Genomic DNA, 17,937 nt, shown 5'->3' on the forward strand with positions numbered 1-17,937 from the left:
TTAGGTCGCCTTACCCGTTCAAACAACACAAAGGATCTACCTGTATGGGCACTCAAGAAAATATTGAGCAAGGGTTAACTGCGTGGTGGCAATATAACCAAGAATTGTGGCAGCTCGCAGCGACACATTTTGGTAAAGAGAATCCATTACAAAATGCATTAAATGAGCAAAACCAAGCCGACTTACAAAGCTGGCTCAGTGCACTCAATCAGCAACCGGAAACCTTTATTAAACAGCAAAATGCGTGGTGGCAGACTCAGTTTGCAATTTTTCAAAACAGTTTTATGTCACAAACTACCGATGATAAAGAAGACATTATTAGCCCAGAACGTGGAGACAAACGCTTTGTAGACCCTGATTGGCAAGAAAATCCTTGGTTTAACTACCTTAAACAAAGCTATCTTTGGTTTGGACAATCACTACAAAACACCATTGAAAATACTCCAGGCCTCGACCCAAAACTTAAAGAGCGATTAGCGTTTTTTGCAAGACAGTCCGTTAATTCAGTATCACCGAGCAACTTTGTTTCAACCAACCCTGAATTACTTAAGCTGACGTTAGAAAGTAACGGGCAAAATCTATTCGATGGACTGGCGCGCTTAAAAAAAGATCTAGCCAAAAGTACTGAAATGCTCCGAGTCAGCATGACCAATGAAAATGCGTATACACTCGGGGAAGACCTAGCTTGTACACCGGGTAGAGTGGTATTTCAAAACCACTTGTTTGAATTGATCCAATATCATCCGACTACGGAGCAAGTACACAAGACTCCCCTGCTTATCGTGCCGCCATTTGTTAATAAATACTATATTTTGGACTTGAGAGCAGATAACTCCATGGTTAAATGGGCACTTGAACAAGGCTATACCGTGTTAATGATGTCATGGAAAAACCCAGATCCAAGCATGGCAAATATTGCGTTTGACGACTACGTCGTAGACGGTGTGTTATGTGCTTTAGAGCAAACTGAAAAACAAACAGGCGAAACACAAATCCATAATGTGGGTTATTGTATCGGCGGTACTCTACTCACCTCATGTATGGCCTATATTGCTGCTAAGCGCATGAAACAAAGAGTAAAAAGTGCAACCTTGTTGACCACGATTTTAGATTTCTCACAGCCAGGTGAACTTGGCGCATTTATCAATGAGCCCACCATTAATGCGCTAGAACAGTATAATAATCAAAATGGCGTGATGTCTGGGCATCTGCTCGGTACTTCTTTTAGTATGCTGAGAGAAAACAGCTTGTATTGGAATTACTTCGTTAATAACTACCTCAAAGGCAAAGCGCCCGCTGACTTAGATTTACTCTATTGGAATAGTGATAGTACAAATCTAACAGCGGCCTGCCACAACTTTATTTTGCGGGACTTATATCTTAATAATCAGCTTATTGAAGACAAGTCTGTCAGTATTCGTGGCACTAAAATTGACCTCAGTAAAGTAAAGCAACCTGTCTACTTTCTCTCTACCCGTGACGATCATATTGCGCTGTGGCAAGGCACTTTTGAGGGCGCCAAAAGACTCAGCAGCCCGCTCACTTTTGTGCTTGGGGAGTCAGGTCATATTGCCGGAGTGGTCAACCCGCCAAGTGCAAACAAATATGGTTATTGGTTTGATGGACAAGACCACGAGAACCCCGCTGAGTGGCTTGCCTCGGCAAAGCATGAAAGCGGGTCATGGTGGTCGCATTGGGCACAGTGGTTACATCAAATAAACCCAGAGCAAGTTCCAGCCCGTGCCGCGCAAAGTGATGAACAACCGGGGATTTACGATGCCCCCGGAGAATACGTCAAACAGAGTATTTAAGAAACTTACAATCAAATCAATTAGAGGCAAGCTATCTTGCTTCTAATATTTCCCGTTATTGACACACGCTACACATTCGGTCAGTCTAGAACGCAAAAATATAGGGAAATAACATGATTGGATTTCTTCTACTTGTTGCGGTATTTGTGGTCTTTGTTGGTGTATTACAATATCAAAAAGTAAAAATGACGGCGCGTAGACGTAGTTTTATTCAAGATTACGATCTCACGCATTTAAGACCCAAACTCAGTCAACATTATCCTGAACTTACCAATGAGCAACTTACACAGGTTGAATTGGGCCTTAAGCAGTTTTTCCAAGCGAACTTATTGCTCGAAGATCAGTCCTTAGCTATGCCCTCCCAGGTTGTCGATGCGCTGTGGCATGAATTTATTTTACACACACAAGAGTATCATTCCTTTTGCTATGAGGCCTTTGACCGTTTCTTACATCATTGTCCATCTGAGGCAATGAAAGGGAAAAACAAAGCTCAGCTCAGTCTGCGTAAAACATGGAGAGCCTGCTGTAGCATCGAAGGAATATCTCCTCGCAGACCGGCTACTTTACCTATATTATTCGCAGTTGACGCTTTACTTAATATTCCAAATGGCTATTACTACTCGGCAACTGATTTTCGAGAGCCCATTGCCAAAGGCGACTCCAGCAGCACAACCTATGCGGGGCACATCGGGTGTACGTCAATGGACAGTGGCGACAGCAGTACCTCCTCGTCGAGTTCTTCAAACTCAAGTTGTAATAGTGGCTCAAGTTGTGGCAGCGGCTGTAGCAGTTAGTCTTAATAATTGATGAAGTAACCTTTTACATTCGTTAACGTTAAGACCTTATATTGACGCTTAAGATTAGCTACTATTTGTACCGGTTTAACTAGTTTTCGTTTGGTGATCCGGTGCCTATTGTTAACAAATATTACAGCTTAGTATTTTCAGCTTTACTGGTGTCAGGGTGTCATCAGTTGGGTGAAGGCCAACCTTTGTGGAAAATAGCCTCTGAGGGCATTATCTTTGACGGGCAGCTGCAAACACATCTTTCCGCTGCTTCAATTCAATGCGAACAGTGTGAAGTCAAGCGCCAGTCCGATATGCGCCCTTCTGGCCCCGCGGATTACACATTGGTGTCGGAAAACCACAAACTAAAAGCGATTTGGGGTAAAAGTAGTAATGCCGCTTTATATATTCCAAATAACGCCGGCAGAACCTTAATAAATTTAGCACCAGATACCGAAACTGGTGTCTGGATAATGGATTTAGATAGCACACCAAAACCCCTAAAGGTGGGTAAGGTGAATTATGTGATGCTTGGTGCTGACACTTACCAAGTGGTGATCAGCCCAAATTCACAGCGTACAAACTTCGAGTACGCCGTCCTTGTGAAATAGCTTTTATTTTGTTTCTAAAATCGTTACTGCATCCGGTTTGAGCCTAACTAGACTCATCCCCTCAGTGACTTTGCTTGCATCAAACGCTTCACCGTTTTCGTGCGCTCTATGGGCCAAATAACGCTTCGTTTTCTCAATATCTAGCTCGAACTGTTCAAGTACACCAGTCGCATAAGCGCGCTTGCCAATGGCTGACATTGGAAAAACCATATCGCCATCCCGTACCTTTACGTTTATTTCCTCACCATTATCTACCTTCAGTGTCATCCAACAGCCACGCTTTTTGCACACTTTTACCACTTCACCTGACAGCGTGATCTCACTTCCCGTAAACTGCTCCGAGTTTTTCAATACATCTGCGGCCGCAACAAGCTTGTTCATGTTCGCACCGCCGCCAAACTGGGTATCACTTGCATAAGATATAGTGCTAAGCAATGCCAACATCAGCAGCAACCTATTTTGTAACTTCATAAAACCTCCTTCTCAAAAATTACAGCCAGTATAAACAAAAATGCCGACTTAAAGTCGGCATTTTTAACGTCATTTTGGTTTTTGCTCGTTATAGTTTTTTCAGCTTCATATCAGTGCCAAATACAAGGCCATGATCTGCAACATCCATACTAAACTCAAACACCATATTTTGCTGTAAAAGTGCATCAATACCTTCAGGCATTGGTTGACCTGTCGCTTTTGCCGCTTCTAACATTGGTGCTAAAAACGCTTGCATATCCATGCTGAAATGCGTCATGCCATTGGTTTCTAGCGCTTGGTTTGCCATTTTCTCAGCAATAACCGTCGCCTTTTCACCCGTAAACAATACCAAGTGATCGCCTTTAACTGCTAGTTTAATATCTACATCTAAAGGCTGTGGAGATGGAATGTACTGGTTAATTGAAACCGGAGTACCATCTTCTGGGATTTGAATTTGACCCAGCATAGGTGCAAGCCCTTTCACCGTATTAACAAGTACTAAAGGATCTTCAGCAGATAATGTGACTAGCGCATCAAACGTTTTAGGTTCTGGCATGCCTTGGTCGTTTGGCTCCATAACAAGATCAAAAACGGATGCACTCACGCCTTTAACCGAGTTCGCCATGCCTGTCATCATCGCAATAGCCATTGGACTGTTTTGTTTCGCTTGCTGCTGTAGCGCAACGAGTTCAGAACACTTGAATTCAGCTTTAGTAAAGCGGCCCCACAGGGTGTTTACAAGCGGCGCAACTTTTGCAACATCAACACCATAGCCAAACCCTAGTACTTTCTCTTCGCCGTTGGTGACGTGCGCAGGAATAAAACCACGGATAGACCCAAGCGCTTTCATCAGTTCAGCATCTTTACCCACCACCACAGTATCAACTTCAAAGTCGATTGCGGAATTTGTAAATTTGATATTCTTGGTACCCAATACCGTCGCAGGCCACAGATTGGCGATTTCGCTGTAGTCCGCCTGACACTCTGGAGCACGTACCGCTGCTAATTTCTCAGTACCACCACCTAGCTGCAATAGATTATTTAACATACGAGTCAAATCAGACTGCTTGTTTGCAGTAATACCATCGACGATAGCCACATGGTTCAGAAACGCAATTGACGAACCATCAAAACCAAACTGCGTATTGTATTGCTCAAGTTTGCCAGATTGCGCCAGTGACTGGGCTGGTTTGGCAATACCCAAAGCAACTTTTAAATCCGCTTCGGTGTTAATTGGCGTGTTAAATGTTGTTGTTACCCATTGACCTTGCACGGATGTGATAAGCTCAAATTTAGCTTCTGGCGCGAACTCAAGCTGATAACGCGTTAATGCGACACCATCAAGCGTATCTTCTTGGTATGTGATTTCGGCATCTTTTGCAGCCATTTTTATCGTACGTTGAAAAGCCTCAGGATCCGCCAGTTCATAGCGCAATGTTGGCAGCAAACCAACTGTGTAGAATACACTTCTGACCGTATCACCCATGCCTAAGATAGCTTTCATTTGTTCAGGGGATGTCATCGCTAGATTGTATTGCTCTAGTAGCGTTGCTACAAAGTCCAAATGCTTATCATTTTCTTTTCTAAGCAACCCAGTTATCTCTTCGATATTTTGAACCTGTCGAAGCTCTTCAGGCATGAAAGACAAATATTTTTGTTGCTCAAAAGGCGTTAATTGCCCCCAAAATACCGCGGTATCAGCCGGAACATATTCCAGTTGTTCCATCGCGATGCTTGAAGAAGATGATGATTGAGTGGTTACATAAGCACCAACGGCAATAGCCACAGCACCTAAGCCAACGAGAAGTTTTGTATTCATAATGTGATCCTTGTTATCACCACGGAACATAGCCAAACACGTGGTAAATTTATTCTTCCCTACGAACCGCAACGATTGCGCGCGTCAGAGGTCGTTGCATCAAAACACCTAAGTGTCCAAAAATGCAGCGCTATTGTACCCTGATTATTGTCTCAATTCCATTAATTGTGCGCAGTCAAGTTACTCTCAATATTCGGTCAGTTTTAAAGTGAGCTTGATCGTTACATCAATAACCACCAAGCTCTCATTTACAGAGTTATTGACTTTCTGCTTGTAAAGTCAACCCTGAAAAAGCAGCGTAACCATAGAGTCCAATATACCAAGTTCCCACATTTGGATTGGTGATTGTGCACGTTTCATTATTGCCATTTTCATAAGGCCGACACTCGTAGGTATTACTATTTGGTTGTTGACCAAAACGCAGATATAAATCAGCATCACCAGTACCACCCGATGCCTTTACTTGTAGGCTCCGTGTCCCCTGTGCCACGTCAAAAGTATAATACTGCCACTGGCCTTTGCTGGCGGACTGATCCAACCATTGCTGGCTATTACCTTGATCAGGAGGAGTGTCAGTATAAACCGTAGCCGTTAGCGCAACGCCCGAATAACGCTCATAGCCATCAAGCATGACATAGTAACGACCTGCTTGTACTGGAGTAATTGTACAAACTTCATTATTACCTGATTTATAGGGTCGACAATCGTAGTTTTGTGTCGTTGGCTCCGCATTAAAACGCACATACATATCTACATCACCACTACCGCCCGCCGTTTCAACTTTTAGCTGCGTCGCTCCTGCAGGCGCATCAATGTAATAAAGTGCCTGAGAAGACTTAGCGCCAGTGACATTCGCTTGTGTTTGACCACTGATAAGTTCAATTGCAGCTGGCGGCTCAATAATGGGAGTTTCTATCACAGATAGATTATTGCTTGCTTTGATCAGATTTAGTTCATCACCAATTTCAGCGGCATACCACCATGTCATATTCATAGGTAACGCAAGCGGATCGGCATCTCGCTGCGCCTTAGATAAGGCAGTTGCATTGCTTGAAAACTCAGCAGTTCGAACAGTAAGCTTATCATTTGTCACACTCAACACTTTAAACTGTTGAATACTCGCAAGGTCGATAGTCCAGCTTTTTGGATCATTGGCGCTTCTTGCCGGTGCACCCCAGCTTCCCTCACCCACATAAACGGTGCCGCCTTGGGTCGTTGCAGTAAAGCCATTGCTGGTAGGCGTTAGTGCGTAAGTCAGTTTATTGATATGAGTATCAGACTCTACCACTAGGTTCATCGCATTATTATAGAAGTCTTGTGCCCACCAAGTGTGTAATATGGTGTTGTCTGACTTACCTGAATAGTGAGGATACATCGGCTTGTGATACTGAGCGATACGCCACGTTGCGCTGTTGCCCTGAGACTGTAAGTCGCTTTTCAGCCAATTGTTCATCGCTGTGGCATAGCTCGACCAGCCACTATTTTTAAATTGGCTGTTTAAGGTATAAACCCTTAAAAGCCCCGCCACGTTAAAAGCACCATAGGTATCTTTTGCTGTACACGCACCATCTTGGTCATAATCTACGCCAAATACTTCGCATAGCGTTTTGTAGTTATCGTCTTCGTGATTGCCATGTGTTGCTACAAATGGATAAATTCGCTTGTATGCAAGGCCATCAATCAAATCATCCGAAAAAGTTAATTGCCAATCTTTTAAGTATTCACGCATTTCAGAAACGGAGTTTGCATTGGTGTAATCGCCACCATGCATAATAAATAGCGGTCGAATTTTAGCGATCAACTCATTGCCTTTACGGCGTGTTGTCCAACCCGTGCGCGTATCACCACCAGCTACAGCAGTGATCCCTGATGCCGTTTGCGGCGCAGTTCTGAACCACAAACGCTGACCGCAACCTTGTGAATCACAAACACGATAATAAACCGCACTATCAGGGGTTAAGCCGGTTAATTTCACAAATGAACTTGAGAGGCCACCGTCAAAGGTATGCGTAGCGCTGACCGCAGCACTTTGCCAACTCTGCTCATCCGTTGTGCTGCCATATTTTACAATATGATTAGTGCCTGATGTAGGTGTAAACCCTATTGTTGCTGAAGTGCTTGGACTGGTGTCCCACACAAGACGGTGGTAGTCACTCGCAGCAAAACTGCTGCAAGATAGACCTGCTGCAACCACAAAAGTTGCCATTTGAGTATATTTCATTTCCTTGGTTCCTAGTTTAGAGTAACAGGCTCAGCACGACTTTGAGCCAATGAGAGTGGTGTTGATGGCGTAGCCACCAACATGACAAATGCGGCGTTTGCATAAGGGAGCGAAAGCGTCTCTGCAAATTGAAAATTCACAGCCGTTGCTCCTAACTTTTCACGCTTAAACGACTTGGGTAACGGCACACCAGCCTCACCACTCCAATAATCACCATTTTTAATATGTGGGAAAAAATCACTTGCGATATGGGGTTGTCCGGGACTATTTGGCGTTTGAATTAAAGAGCGCAGCTCATCAGGTGTAGGTAAGCGCCACTCGGCACTACCACATAAAAAAGCTTGGTTGGTTTTACGGATCAGATCTTGGCTATCGCAGTGGGATGCTTCGAAATAACAATCACCTTGATCAGCATGACCAAATTGACCGTCATACCAAGAGTAACTCCAATAGCCATCGTGGATAGACTCATCATCTCGTTTTACTTCCCAGAGCAGATTAAGCTTTTTGTCATAGACACAATGCCAAGGACCCTGCCAGACAGACAAAAACTGCATGTCATTAGTGACTTTAATAAAGCGTGCATGAGTTGGAATTTCTCGCTCAGAGGGGCTGAATAACAAGTAGCTAATCGCCACAGCGGCAATCGCTAAACTAAGTATTAAACGTGAGGCTACGGTCATAGCATATACCTCAATTGAATCGCTCTGTGGTGACGAGTATGCGCGATTTGTGCGTGATCAAATGCCGAAACCCACATGCAAACACCAGAGCGCAGTTCAACATCAAGGGGAGAATGCGTTTGGTGTTTACGTACCAGCTCTAGCGTCCAATAGCCATCGTGCCACTCTCCCCTAGCTCTAACATCGGCTCTATCTCCCTCAAAACGATTTGAACGGTACAACACGGACGGGAGCTGTTCGCCAATTTTCGCCATGTCTCGTTGTGGGTTGTAGGTTTCGCTGGCAAACCAGTCAAGGACTTTGCGCTCAGTGGTATCCGGCGATGGAATTGGCATTCGCTTTGGCGTAACCTCAGTTGGTGAATACCAGCGCCAGTTCATCACATAAGCACCGCTTTCTTTGCCATCAGGTTGATACCCTGCGGTGTAGCGTCTTTGCCCAAGAGCAACGCTTTGAGGCGGCCCAAAAAAATTATCATCGGCCAAGTACATGTCATTGGTTCTCAGCGCTTTCCAGTGCCATAAGTCTCGCGTGCGGCCGTCCGTACTTGCGTGATAGCCCTTGCCATGCCAGTTACGGGGCTTGTCTGTAAGCGGCGCATCGCCGTATTGAACGGTGCCATCACCTCCTAGTTCACAGGTTGTCGATAACATGATGGCAAACTTATCTTCGTAATAAGTGCGCTCGTCAAAGCGATAAAAGCCATTTTCTTGTACTTGCCAACCGTCCGAGGTTTTTTCCAGCGGCAGATGCTCTAGGCTTTCGGTCGGATCTTGCCAGCGGATCAGAAAGAAGGTTTCATCATGGTTGCTCAACGCTTTTATTTCGACCTCACTACTCCCATCCAAGAAGTTTGCACCACCAAATGTAGTTAACTTAATAGGCTTAGCACGCAACCATTCAGGCTCGTCTCCTTTACCGTCTATTTCAAGGTGACTTTGCCTTGATAGCGGCGCAACTTCTAACCGTAAATGCTGATCTGCAACAATAAGCTTTATCCCAAGGCCGCAAAAATACACCAGAGCAATACTGCAACTGAGCAAAATAAGCGCATTTCGGGGCAATAACACGCTCAGTACTTGCTTGCCCTTAAACACCGTGTGCTTTATGCCATGTAACACCAAATACAAAAAAATGCCTGTCGCTGATAACCCATGAATGACTAAACTTAGACTCTCTGGATTGAGCCAAAGTAACCATCCTGTGGCTATACTCAGCACAATAACAAGATACCCAATGTAGTTAACAGCTTTATCAAACTTGCTTGGTGCACCACGAAACGGTGCGCGAATGGTTGCCAAAGTAAAAACAATCGCAATCAAGGTGAGTAAGCAACCAAATAACACATGCATTGACAGCAACGCGCCTTGTGGAAGCAAAGGCGAAAGAAACGCCAGAAAATCATGATTGATAATGCCTAAACGAGGACCTGTCAGTAACCCAACCAAGATAACTATTACCGCCATAACATGAAAAATGGCAAAACTACTTCGACGCACAACCGCTCCCAAACAAATAAAGTAAATTTAGTGTAAACAAATAAATTTACATAAATATTTCATATTTGGAAAGATGAGACTTTCTCATCTTGTGAATCAGCGGCAAGTGTAATGCCGTGTAACTTGATTGTTAATTAGTTTGTACTAAGGTAGTTGGTACTTCCACCGTCACGGACAGTTCAACATGAACAATAGACTAGTAATAAAATATGTAAGTGCAGCAGTGGCTTGCACATTGTTTCTCGCAAGTTGTAGCTCACCAAGTAAAAAACCTTCAGTGCCAAAAGAAACGCTCGACCCAGTTGCAGAATCTGGTCAAGTGCCTGAGCGAGTTTGGCTCAATCAAGGATGGTCAGATAAACTTCGGCAAGACTTTTGGTTCACAGGCCAAGGGTCACAAATCATTCCCTATACTTGGTTTACTTGGTTAGAGCAACCTAACAGTAAAAAGCTCTTTCGCGATAGCGAACATATGGAAATGCTGCGCTACCTGCCCAGTAAAACCGCCGCCAATAACCCTTCAGGCTTGCCCATCGGTTTTGCCGTGCATAACAATCAAACTACGGGACAAGCTTGGGTCGGAATGACCTGTGCCGCATGTCACACTAACCAAATTGACTATAACGGCACAAAAATCTTGATAGAAGGTGCGCCCACCCTCGCCAACTTTGTACTCTTCTTTAGCCGCCTAAATGCCGCGTTAGAAGCGACCCTTAACGATAATCAAAAGTTTAGCCGTTTCGCGATGCGCGTATTAAAAGAAGGGGCATCGCAAGAATTGATTGATGATTTACGAGACGATCTCAAGCATGTGGCGCTTGCAACCGCCGAGCGACAAACCGTTAATGACTTACCCGAAGACTATCCAGACGATTTTACCAGCTATGCTCGACTTGATGCGTTTGGCAATATTCAAAACGCCGGTACGGCATTTGCGCTTGACGACCTTAACAATAAAAATGCGCCCACCGCGCCCGTCTCCTATCCATTTTTATGGGGGACGCACCAGTCAAATGTTGTGCAGTGGAATGCTTCCGCACCCAATATTCCTGTGGTCGGCCCATTAGTACGCAACATTGGTGAAGTTGTCGGTGTGTTTGGTTCGTTATCCATTGAAGAAGCACCGGTTTGGCAGCGCGTTTGGGGGAAACATGCTCGATATAGCTCAACGGTAGACTTACATGCGTTAGGGCAACTAGAAGCGTGGGTAAAAACACTTCTGCCACCAGCTTGGCCTGAGCAATACCTTCCAGGGATTGACACCAATAAGGCGGCACAAGGAAAAATGCTATTCCAAGCAAATTGTGCTAGCTGCCATCAATTAATTGACCAAAAAAATCTACTTAAAGATTACGAAGCGGTAAAAGTACCGGTAAAAGAGATTGGTACCGATCCGACTATGTCTAATAACGCCAGCTGCCACATGGCAAAAACACTGTTCTTGGAAGGCACAAAAACCGACATTATCGCGGGAGACAAATTCCAAGCGGTGGATAGCGCTATCGATATCCCAGTAAACGGGGTTGTGGGTCTAGTGCTAAAAGATCCCATCAAAGCAATCGAAGCGGGCTTAATAGCAGAACGCACCGGGCCAGATGGTAAGAAAACCACCGTGAAAAAATCCATTGAAGAGCGCCTCAAAGTCTATTTGGCAAATAGACAACAGTTAACCCCCAATACTAACGAAGACTGTGTGGATGGTTTTTACGATGCGGGTGTCTACAAAGCAAGGCCGTTAAATGGAATTTGGGCAACCGCGCCTTATTTACATAATGGCTCTGTGCCAAACCTATGGTCACTACTACAATCACCAGAGTCGCGCCCAGATACCTTCTGGGTTGGCAGTCGTGAATTCGATCCTATCAACGTTGGTTATATTACTCATCAAGGCATGAACGAGTTCAAAGTGAACAAAGCCAGCGGTGAAGTGATGCCGGGCAATGATAATAGCGGTCACGTTTACGGCACAACCTTGAGTGACAATGAAAAATGGCAAATCGTTGAGTTTTTGAAAACGCTATAAACGCCGTTTAGCGCTATAAACAAAGGGCCGAATACAGGCCCTTTGACTTATAACCGAAAAGGTTATTTAAAATGACTCGTGCAACACCACCAGCGCACTTAACTTGCTTGCGCCAAACGTCATCATTTTTTCAAAATCCGACCTTGCGATTGGTACTTGCTGGCAGTCGATAGGGTTTTGGTCGTCCTCAACATCAGGGTCATTAAGATATAAGCACAACTCATCCAACCCCGTAATAAGCACCCAATGCGGCGCTTTTTTACCGTTTAGCCGATAAGTGCTGATCAAGGCCAATACCGCACTGCCCTGTAACAACCATTGTTCAACCTGTTCAAGCTTTACATCGGCTTGGTGAATAGCAATATCACGATATTCACACTCTTGACGAAATTGTTCATGAACTAAGGTCATCACCTGCTTTTTCTGCGCGCTTCTCACGCCATCTAAAAATAGCGGGCCCGCCGTATTCACCATCACCTCTGCCGCAAAACCACGGCGCTCCGCAGCCAATGCCAATCCAAATGGGTGACAGCCGCCGTGACCTGCGGTCATAAAAATGGTGGTCGCTTCACGCCATATTTCAAGCTCTAAGGCCTGATCGCCCATACAGCCTGGATCTATACTCGCCATTGCCATCATCAGTGACGCCGGTCCGCAAGTAAAGTCTGTCGTTTGCTGATACCAAGGTGCCTGATGCAACACCGCCTTTTGCGACAGCTTACGCACACATTTTTGCATTCTTAGCGCGTCATCATGATCCGCATAGTAGTTTTGATACTCGCCAAATACACGATAACCCATGCGTTTATATAAGCCGATGGCCGCGTCATTGCGTTTAGCCACTTCTAAACGCATATATAACCAGCCCATTTCACCCGCTCTGACTTCAAGCTCAGACATCAATTGGCGTGCGATCCCTTTACCTTGATGATGAGGCGATACCGCCAATGAATAAAGCCTTGCTAGCCGCGTTCCTTGGTGCAACCAAAGCAGCCCATAGCCCACAAGTTCCCCTGCCAACTTTGCAGTGAGCAGCAGGCTATGTTCAAAACTGATGTAATGCTTGAGTTGGCGACGACTCAGTCTATCCGCACTAAAGCAGTTTTGTTCCAGCGCATTCAGTGAGTTCAAATCTTGTTGTGTCGCCTTTTCAAGCACCAACGCGGCTTGCAACATTACTTTTTACCTCTCGCTTCAAGACGTCTTGAAAATTCAGACATCACTTGCATGTACAGCTCGTCACCAAGATATTTGTCTTCAACCCCTTGATCAATATTCGGGTTGTCGTTTACTTCAAGTACGTAGGCTTTGCCGTTGTGCTCTTTAATATCAATACCATACAAACCATTACCCACAACTGCCGCCGCTTTTAACGCTGCACGTAACACCGCTTTTGGCACTTCAAACGTTGGTAGCGTGTCAAACCCACCCGAGAAATTACGTTTTGACTCATGGTTATAGATTTGCCAATGGTTACGTGCCATATGGTAACGGCATGCGTAGATCGCACGGCCATTTAATACCCCAATACGCCAGTCGTAATCTGTGTATAAGTAAGCTTGCGCCAACACAATCGCAGAGACGCTCATCAGCTCTTGTAAACGCTCGCCAAGCTCTTCTTTGGTTTTTACTTTAAATACGCCTTTTGAGAACGAACTCTCAGGCATTTTAAGCACCATAGGTAGCGATAACTCTGCAATGAGTTTATCGATTACTTGTTCATTACACTGACTCACAAATCGCGTTTCTAAACTTGGCACCTTCTTGTAATTAAAGGCATCATGTAAAAACACCTTATTACAACAGCGTAGGATCGAGCTTGGGTCATCAATTACCACTAAATCTTTTTGCTCTGCTTCTTGCGCAAGGCGATAAGTATGGTGATCAATCGCTGTGGTTTCACGAATAAATAGCCCATCGTATTGGCCTAAGTTGTATAACTCAGCCGCTTCTAATGGATGTACTTTAATGCCAAGCTTTTCACCCGCTTTAACAAAGCGGCTGATCGCCCCTTTATTACTTGGCGGCAATTTTTCATCGTGGTCCACCAACATCGCAATATCCCAGCGATACTTTTTGTGGCTCTTACGTTTGTTCCACTGAGTGGCATGCACATGACCTAATACTTGAGTACAAAACTCAAGCTGCGCCACCTGTAGAGTCGAAAAATCGCGACGCTGCACCTGCACACGCACGCCTTTATCTTGCTGCTGTAATGTCACTTTTAGTAAAGGCGCTGGAAATTGCTGAAATAAATACGCCGCCAACTTACTAAATTCAGGCTGTTGGGTTTCGCCCATACAAATGATCAGCTCAGCGTCATCGGTAATCGCGATCCCACGCTTATCAAACCAGGCTTGCGATAAAAACAACGCATTATCGCCATCACGTAAACCATTAATAACCTTTAGACTCGGAAGCACTTGGTGATTACGCGCTTCAGCAAGTAAAGAGCAGTAATAACCTTGGCTTAAATAACGGTCACAGTCACATAAATTAATCACTCGAAGTTTTGATTCACCGAGCTTTGGGTACTCTTGCAAATACGTTTCAAACGTCACTACGTTATTTGCCAAAGGCAGTACATCTGCATTTTGATCAACAACGAATAGAGTAGATAGCATCTAAATAATCCTTAGGTGGCGATGCGTTAGCACATCAGTACATGATGGTTTAGGCACCCCACAATTTAACATAGGGTTAGTGGGCAAATTCAAGGGCCCACATAAAAGTGGAGTAGTTGTAATCTTAAATATAGCACTTAGCAATTGAGTAATTTTGATTCTCAAGATAAATCTTTCTTGCTGTCGGCGGTTGGAATAAAAACCTTTATTTTCAATCAGTTAAACAAGTTAAAGGTTCGATAAATAAGATTAATGCTAACGATGAAGAAAAATTGCATTATCAGTAAAGTTTACAATACTTAATTGATCAAAAATAAAATAACAGGACTTCCTCATGCAAAGGAAAGCAAATCTTCTGGCCCGACTTCGTATCGCGTATGAAACGACTAAAAAAGAACTACTAATATTATTGTTGTTACTTGCAGTCGTTGTTGACATGCTGCCAACTGAATTATTTTTTAGAGTTGAAGTAGCCAACACCATCAAAACAGGGTTGATGTTACCTATTGCATTTATCTTGCTGGAGCTTTTGTTCAAAATATACGATGCTGTTTTGCACAATCGTAGAGAAGTAAAAATAATTAAATCCAATGACTTGTTAGGAGACATTGGTCGACTATGTGAATCTGAACGAGAAATAAATATCAAATATATCGGTGTCGCAGGAAGACATGGCTGGAGTACTGTAATTGCCAGATTTTTAGATCCAAGCTCAGAGATGTGTCTTTTGAGTAAAAAGCAAATAGTCATAGAGATAGCTTTATTAGCGCCGCAACAAGTCGGCTCAATCGATGGTGGTACGGAAAGATATTCTGTAGTCCAATCGGTATTAAAGGAAATAGAATTTACCAAGCAAAGGTTGCAAGCCGAGGGAATGAAACACGTCACGATCAAAACTTACCTTTATGAACATACTCCTAATTTTCTTGGTTTTTTGGTTAATGACAATTATTTATTCACTTCCTTAACCTATTGGGAATATGTTGGCACCGGAGAGAAGTACCTTAGAGGTGGCGGCACTGATTACATTGTTTATGATAAGAACGATGGATTCGGAGGAGCTTATTATCTCAAACGTTTTGAAAGCTGGTTTTGTCATTGCGTAGAAAGTACGCATCAAGAATCATATTGCTCTGAAGAAGCAAAGCATAAAAAGGACTAGCGGTTTAACATGATTAAAGAAGAATAATCACTACTATTCGACTTTCAACATAACGTTGCCGGTAAATTTAGGTTTAAAAAGAGAGCGAACAGATAATACCCATCCCATATTTTCACCGATACAGGGAAGGCACTTCAAAGTTGAAGCTGTCATCTTTTGAATACACAAACTTTAGGTGGGTGTCAGCACAAACTGAAGAAACTGAAGTGGAATCCCACCCTGTCGGCTACATACCTGAAAATAATTATTATGATTGGCAAATCTAGTTGTTATTGCTCTATAACAAACACAACTAGCACTATGATATAATGTGATAAATTTTATTTTATTGATTTTTGTTCTTGTGAATTTTTATGGTAGTTTTATCAAGTCGCATCTTAGGACTCGTACACAGCGAGTCCCCGACTGGAATTGACTAGATTAATGTAAATGGTTCTATACTCGCGGAAGAAAAATATAATGTGAAAGCTTGCAGTCGCAGAAATAACACAAAAAATAAGAGTAAGATTAACAAAGTAGCAAATGCAAGCATATAAACAAAAAGTAAAGTGACATTTGAAGCTGGTACTATGTAAGAGCATGGGGCTTTAATTGAGTGGTTGTTAGAACCCATTTATAGCCTAAAAGGAAGAGTGAGTTAATACCTTACTTAGAAGAACCGAAATAAAAAGATTTTTCTATTTAGGCAATATCGAACAGCCTTGTTAGAAAATAAAACGGCTGACTTTAGTCAACTTTAGCGAGATAGCTAAAGCCAGCTTAATTAACAGCTCATTATCATGAGATATTGAGCAAACTAATCACCCGACACTCTTTTCTAAAAAGAAAGCAAGGCCGGATAAATGAAGTATAACATTATGTGTGAATTAAAAGCAAATGAAATTAAACAAATAAATGGTGGTAGTAGGCTTGTTAAACTGTTACGTTGGTTAGCTCTTGAATCGGACGGCGGAGCAGGAGGAGATAGGTATGGTGCTGGAGGATGGAGACCTTAATTTTAGTTAATTAATCTTAATAACAGTGATCGCTCCACAATCTTAATTGAATAGTTAAACTTAACTAACTGGAGCGACTTTAAAAATATTTAATGTTATAAATTACCTTAACACCTTATAAGTTTATAGGTGTCTGTAAAGTTTCAACCACCTCTTATTTAGTTGTTAAAAACACATCTATTATACTATAGAATTTCAAATTTCATTCGTCCATTTAATCGAATTTGTAACTTTTAGATATATAAAAATGCTGGTTGATTTAACTATTTCAGGCTTGAAATAGAGGGGCTATTGTGGTTGAAGGCGTGTATCATGAGAAATCTAACTTAGATTTCTCTATATTTGGGTGGTGTATCGCATTAAGTTTTGCACCTTCTGTACTATTTAGTTTTATTGTATCTGTTATCTTAGCTATAAATGGACTGAACATTTATGAAACAAAAGATCCTCAGATAGAGGTGATGATAGCGCTTTGGACATCGATTTTATCTCCAATATTATTTTTTCCATTACTAATATATGCCGCTGGCTGTAAAAGCATTTACGAAACACTATCCTATTTAAAATTTAACAAAGTAAAGTCAACTTATATTTTATATGTGATAATTTTTACAGCGCTTTTGGAATTTTCTTTTGATGTTTTTTTCAGTTTCAATAATATTCCTATTGATGGCTTTTCACTTGAAGTTAGAGAATTCATCAACTCATATGAGAAGGCTACTTTAACTGCATTTGCTATTTGCATTATTGCCCCTATAATGGAAGAGTTTATATTTAGAGGGTGGTTATTTAAAAAGTTGATTAGTACGACGCTCGGTTCTGTTGGAGCTGTAGGGATTCCTAGTATTTTATTTACACTATTTCATTTCCAAAACCAACAGATATTGCCGCTCATAGTCCTTTTAATTTATAGCCTTATCTTAGGGTTCATTAGGCTTAAAACCGAAAATATCAATTATAGTATTGTTGCTCATATGACTTCGAATAGTTACGTTCTTTTTGCACCAATATGGTTCGTTTAATGGAATCGATGATCAAGAGAAATCGATGACACCCACTACTATTTGTATCAACGCTGAATAAACTTAGGTAAAAAGGTATAAAATTACTTCAATCACTTTGGTCAAAAACGTTTATAGATAGGCTAATTTTTAGCGCCCAAGCGTATCTCTACATCAAAACCGAGTTATCGTGCACGACAAAGCGCTGTAAATACAGAAATAAGAAATTCTA

General features: G+C 42.7%; 14 protein-coding genes. 7 read left to right on the forward strand and 7 right to left on the reverse strand.

Translation table 11 applies throughout. The features are described from left to right. The first annotated feature begins 44 nt into the window (after positions 1 to 44). The 3 genes from phaC (at position 45) to QSH61_RS13360 (ending at position 3,207) form a co-directional block, all read left to right on the forward strand. A complete protein-coding gene (gene phaC / locus QSH61_RS13350) occupies positions 45 to 1,811 on the forward strand; it encodes a class I poly(R)-hydroxyalkanoic acid synthase (protein WP_206473307.1) in 1,767 nt (588 codons plus the stop codon). 113 nt (positions 1,812 to 1,924) lie between these two features. After that, positions 1,925 to 2,605, forward strand: a complete 681-nt coding sequence (locus tag QSH61_RS13355) for a glycine-rich domain-containing protein (RefSeq protein WP_174169935.1) — start codon at positions 1,925 to 1,927, stop codon at positions 2,603 to 2,605. 113 nt (positions 2,606 to 2,718) lie between these two features. Further along, positions 2,719 to 3,207, forward strand: a complete 489-nt coding sequence (locus tag QSH61_RS13360) for a hypothetical protein (protein ID WP_029215865.1) — start codon at positions 2,719 to 2,721, stop codon at positions 3,205 to 3,207. A gap of 3 nt (positions 3,208 to 3,210) precedes the next feature. On the opposite strand, the gene QSH61_RS13365 is transcribed toward QSH61_RS13360, so the two are convergent. The 5 genes from QSH61_RS13365 to QSH61_RS13385 all read right to left on the reverse strand — a co-directional run bounded on the left by QSH61_RS13365 (position 3,211) and on the right by QSH61_RS13385 (position 9,900). Further along, positions 3,211 to 3,678 carry a DUF4920 domain-containing protein gene (locus tag QSH61_RS13365; protein WP_206473306.1) on the reverse strand — a complete coding sequence of 156 codons (468 nt, stop codon included), beginning with the start codon at positions 3,676 to 3,678 and terminating at the stop codon, positions 3,211 to 3,213. Positions 3,679 to 3,766: 88 nt separating this feature from the next. Beyond that, the gene (locus QSH61_RS13370) at positions 3,767 to 5,497 is read right to left on the reverse strand and encodes a hypothetical protein (RefSeq protein ID WP_206473305.1); all 1,731 of its coding nucleotides are present in this window, start codon (positions 5,495 to 5,497) and stop codon (positions 3,767 to 3,769) included. 256 nt (positions 5,498 to 5,753) lie between these two features. Continuing rightward, positions 5,754 to 7,718: a pre-peptidase C-terminal domain-containing protein gene (locus QSH61_RS13375; protein ID WP_206473304.1), complete on the reverse strand. Its 1,965-nt coding sequence runs from the start codon at positions 7,716 to 7,718 to the stop codon at positions 5,754 to 5,756. Between the two features lie 11 nt (positions 7,719 to 7,729). Then, a complete protein-coding gene (locus tag QSH61_RS13380) occupies positions 7,730 to 8,401 on the reverse strand; it encodes an Lcl C-terminal domain-containing protein (protein WP_206473302.1) in 672 nt (223 codons plus the stop codon). Next, positions 8,398 to 9,900: an ethylbenzene dehydrogenase-related protein gene (locus QSH61_RS13385; RefSeq protein ID WP_227386950.1), complete on the reverse strand. Its 1,503-nt coding sequence runs from the start codon at positions 9,898 to 9,900 to the stop codon at positions 8,398 to 8,400. The genes QSH61_RS13380 and QSH61_RS13385 overlap by 4 nt, the downstream gene beginning before the upstream one ends. A 184-nt stretch (positions 9,901 to 10,084) precedes the next feature. Here QSH61_RS13385 and QSH61_RS13390 point away from each other — a divergent pair, with 184 nt between their 5' ends. Continuing rightward, positions 10,085 to 11,923 (forward strand): di-heme-cytochrome C peroxidase, encoded by a 1,839-nt coding sequence (locus QSH61_RS13390; protein ID WP_174169929.1) that lies wholly within the window; start codon positions 10,085 to 10,087, stop codon positions 11,921 to 11,923. A gap of 66 nt (positions 11,924 to 11,989) precedes the next feature. On the opposite strand, the gene QSH61_RS13395 is transcribed toward QSH61_RS13390, so the two are convergent. Beyond that, positions 11,990 to 13,099: a GNAT family N-acetyltransferase/peptidase C39 family protein gene (locus QSH61_RS13395; RefSeq protein ID WP_045964265.1), complete on the reverse strand. Its 1,110-nt coding sequence runs from the start codon at positions 13,097 to 13,099 to the stop codon at positions 11,990 to 11,992. Next, the gene (locus QSH61_RS13400) at positions 13,099 to 14,547 is read right to left on the reverse strand and encodes a RimK family ATP-grasp domain-containing protein (RefSeq protein ID WP_010606541.1); all 1,449 of its coding nucleotides are present in this window, start codon (positions 14,545 to 14,547) and stop codon (positions 13,099 to 13,101) included. The genes QSH61_RS13395 and QSH61_RS13400 overlap by 1 nt, the downstream gene beginning before the upstream one ends. Before the next feature lie 334 nt (positions 14,548 to 14,881). Between QSH61_RS13400 and QSH61_RS13405 the strand changes: the two genes are divergently transcribed. The 3 genes from QSH61_RS13405 to QSH61_RS13415 all read left to right on the forward strand — a co-directional run bounded on the left by QSH61_RS13405 (position 14,882) and on the right by QSH61_RS13415 (position 17,726). Then, the gene (locus tag QSH61_RS13405) at positions 14,882 to 15,709 is read left to right on the forward strand and encodes a hypothetical protein (RefSeq protein ID WP_010606540.1); all 828 of its coding nucleotides are present in this window, start codon (positions 14,882 to 14,884) and stop codon (positions 15,707 to 15,709) included. An 842-nt stretch (positions 15,710 to 16,551) separates the two neighbouring features. Then, positions 16,552 to 16,704, forward strand: coding sequence for a hypothetical protein (locus QSH61_RS13410; protein ID WP_206473300.1), 153 nt, complete (start codon positions 16,552 to 16,554; stop codon positions 16,702 to 16,704). Positions 16,705 to 16,997: 293 nt separating this feature from the next. Continuing rightward, positions 16,998 to 17,726 carry a CPBP family intramembrane glutamic endopeptidase gene (locus QSH61_RS13415; RefSeq protein WP_206473298.1) on the forward strand — a complete coding sequence of 243 codons (729 nt, stop codon included), beginning with the start codon at positions 16,998 to 17,000 and terminating at the stop codon, positions 17,724 to 17,726. The last annotated feature ends 211 nt before the right edge of the window (positions 17,727 to 17,937 follow it).

The sequence above is a fragment of the Pseudoalteromonas sp. JC3 genome (genome assembly GCF_030291895.1).
Classification (GTDB): domain Bacteria; phylum Pseudomonadota; class Gammaproteobacteria; order Enterobacterales; family Alteromonadaceae; genus Pseudoalteromonas.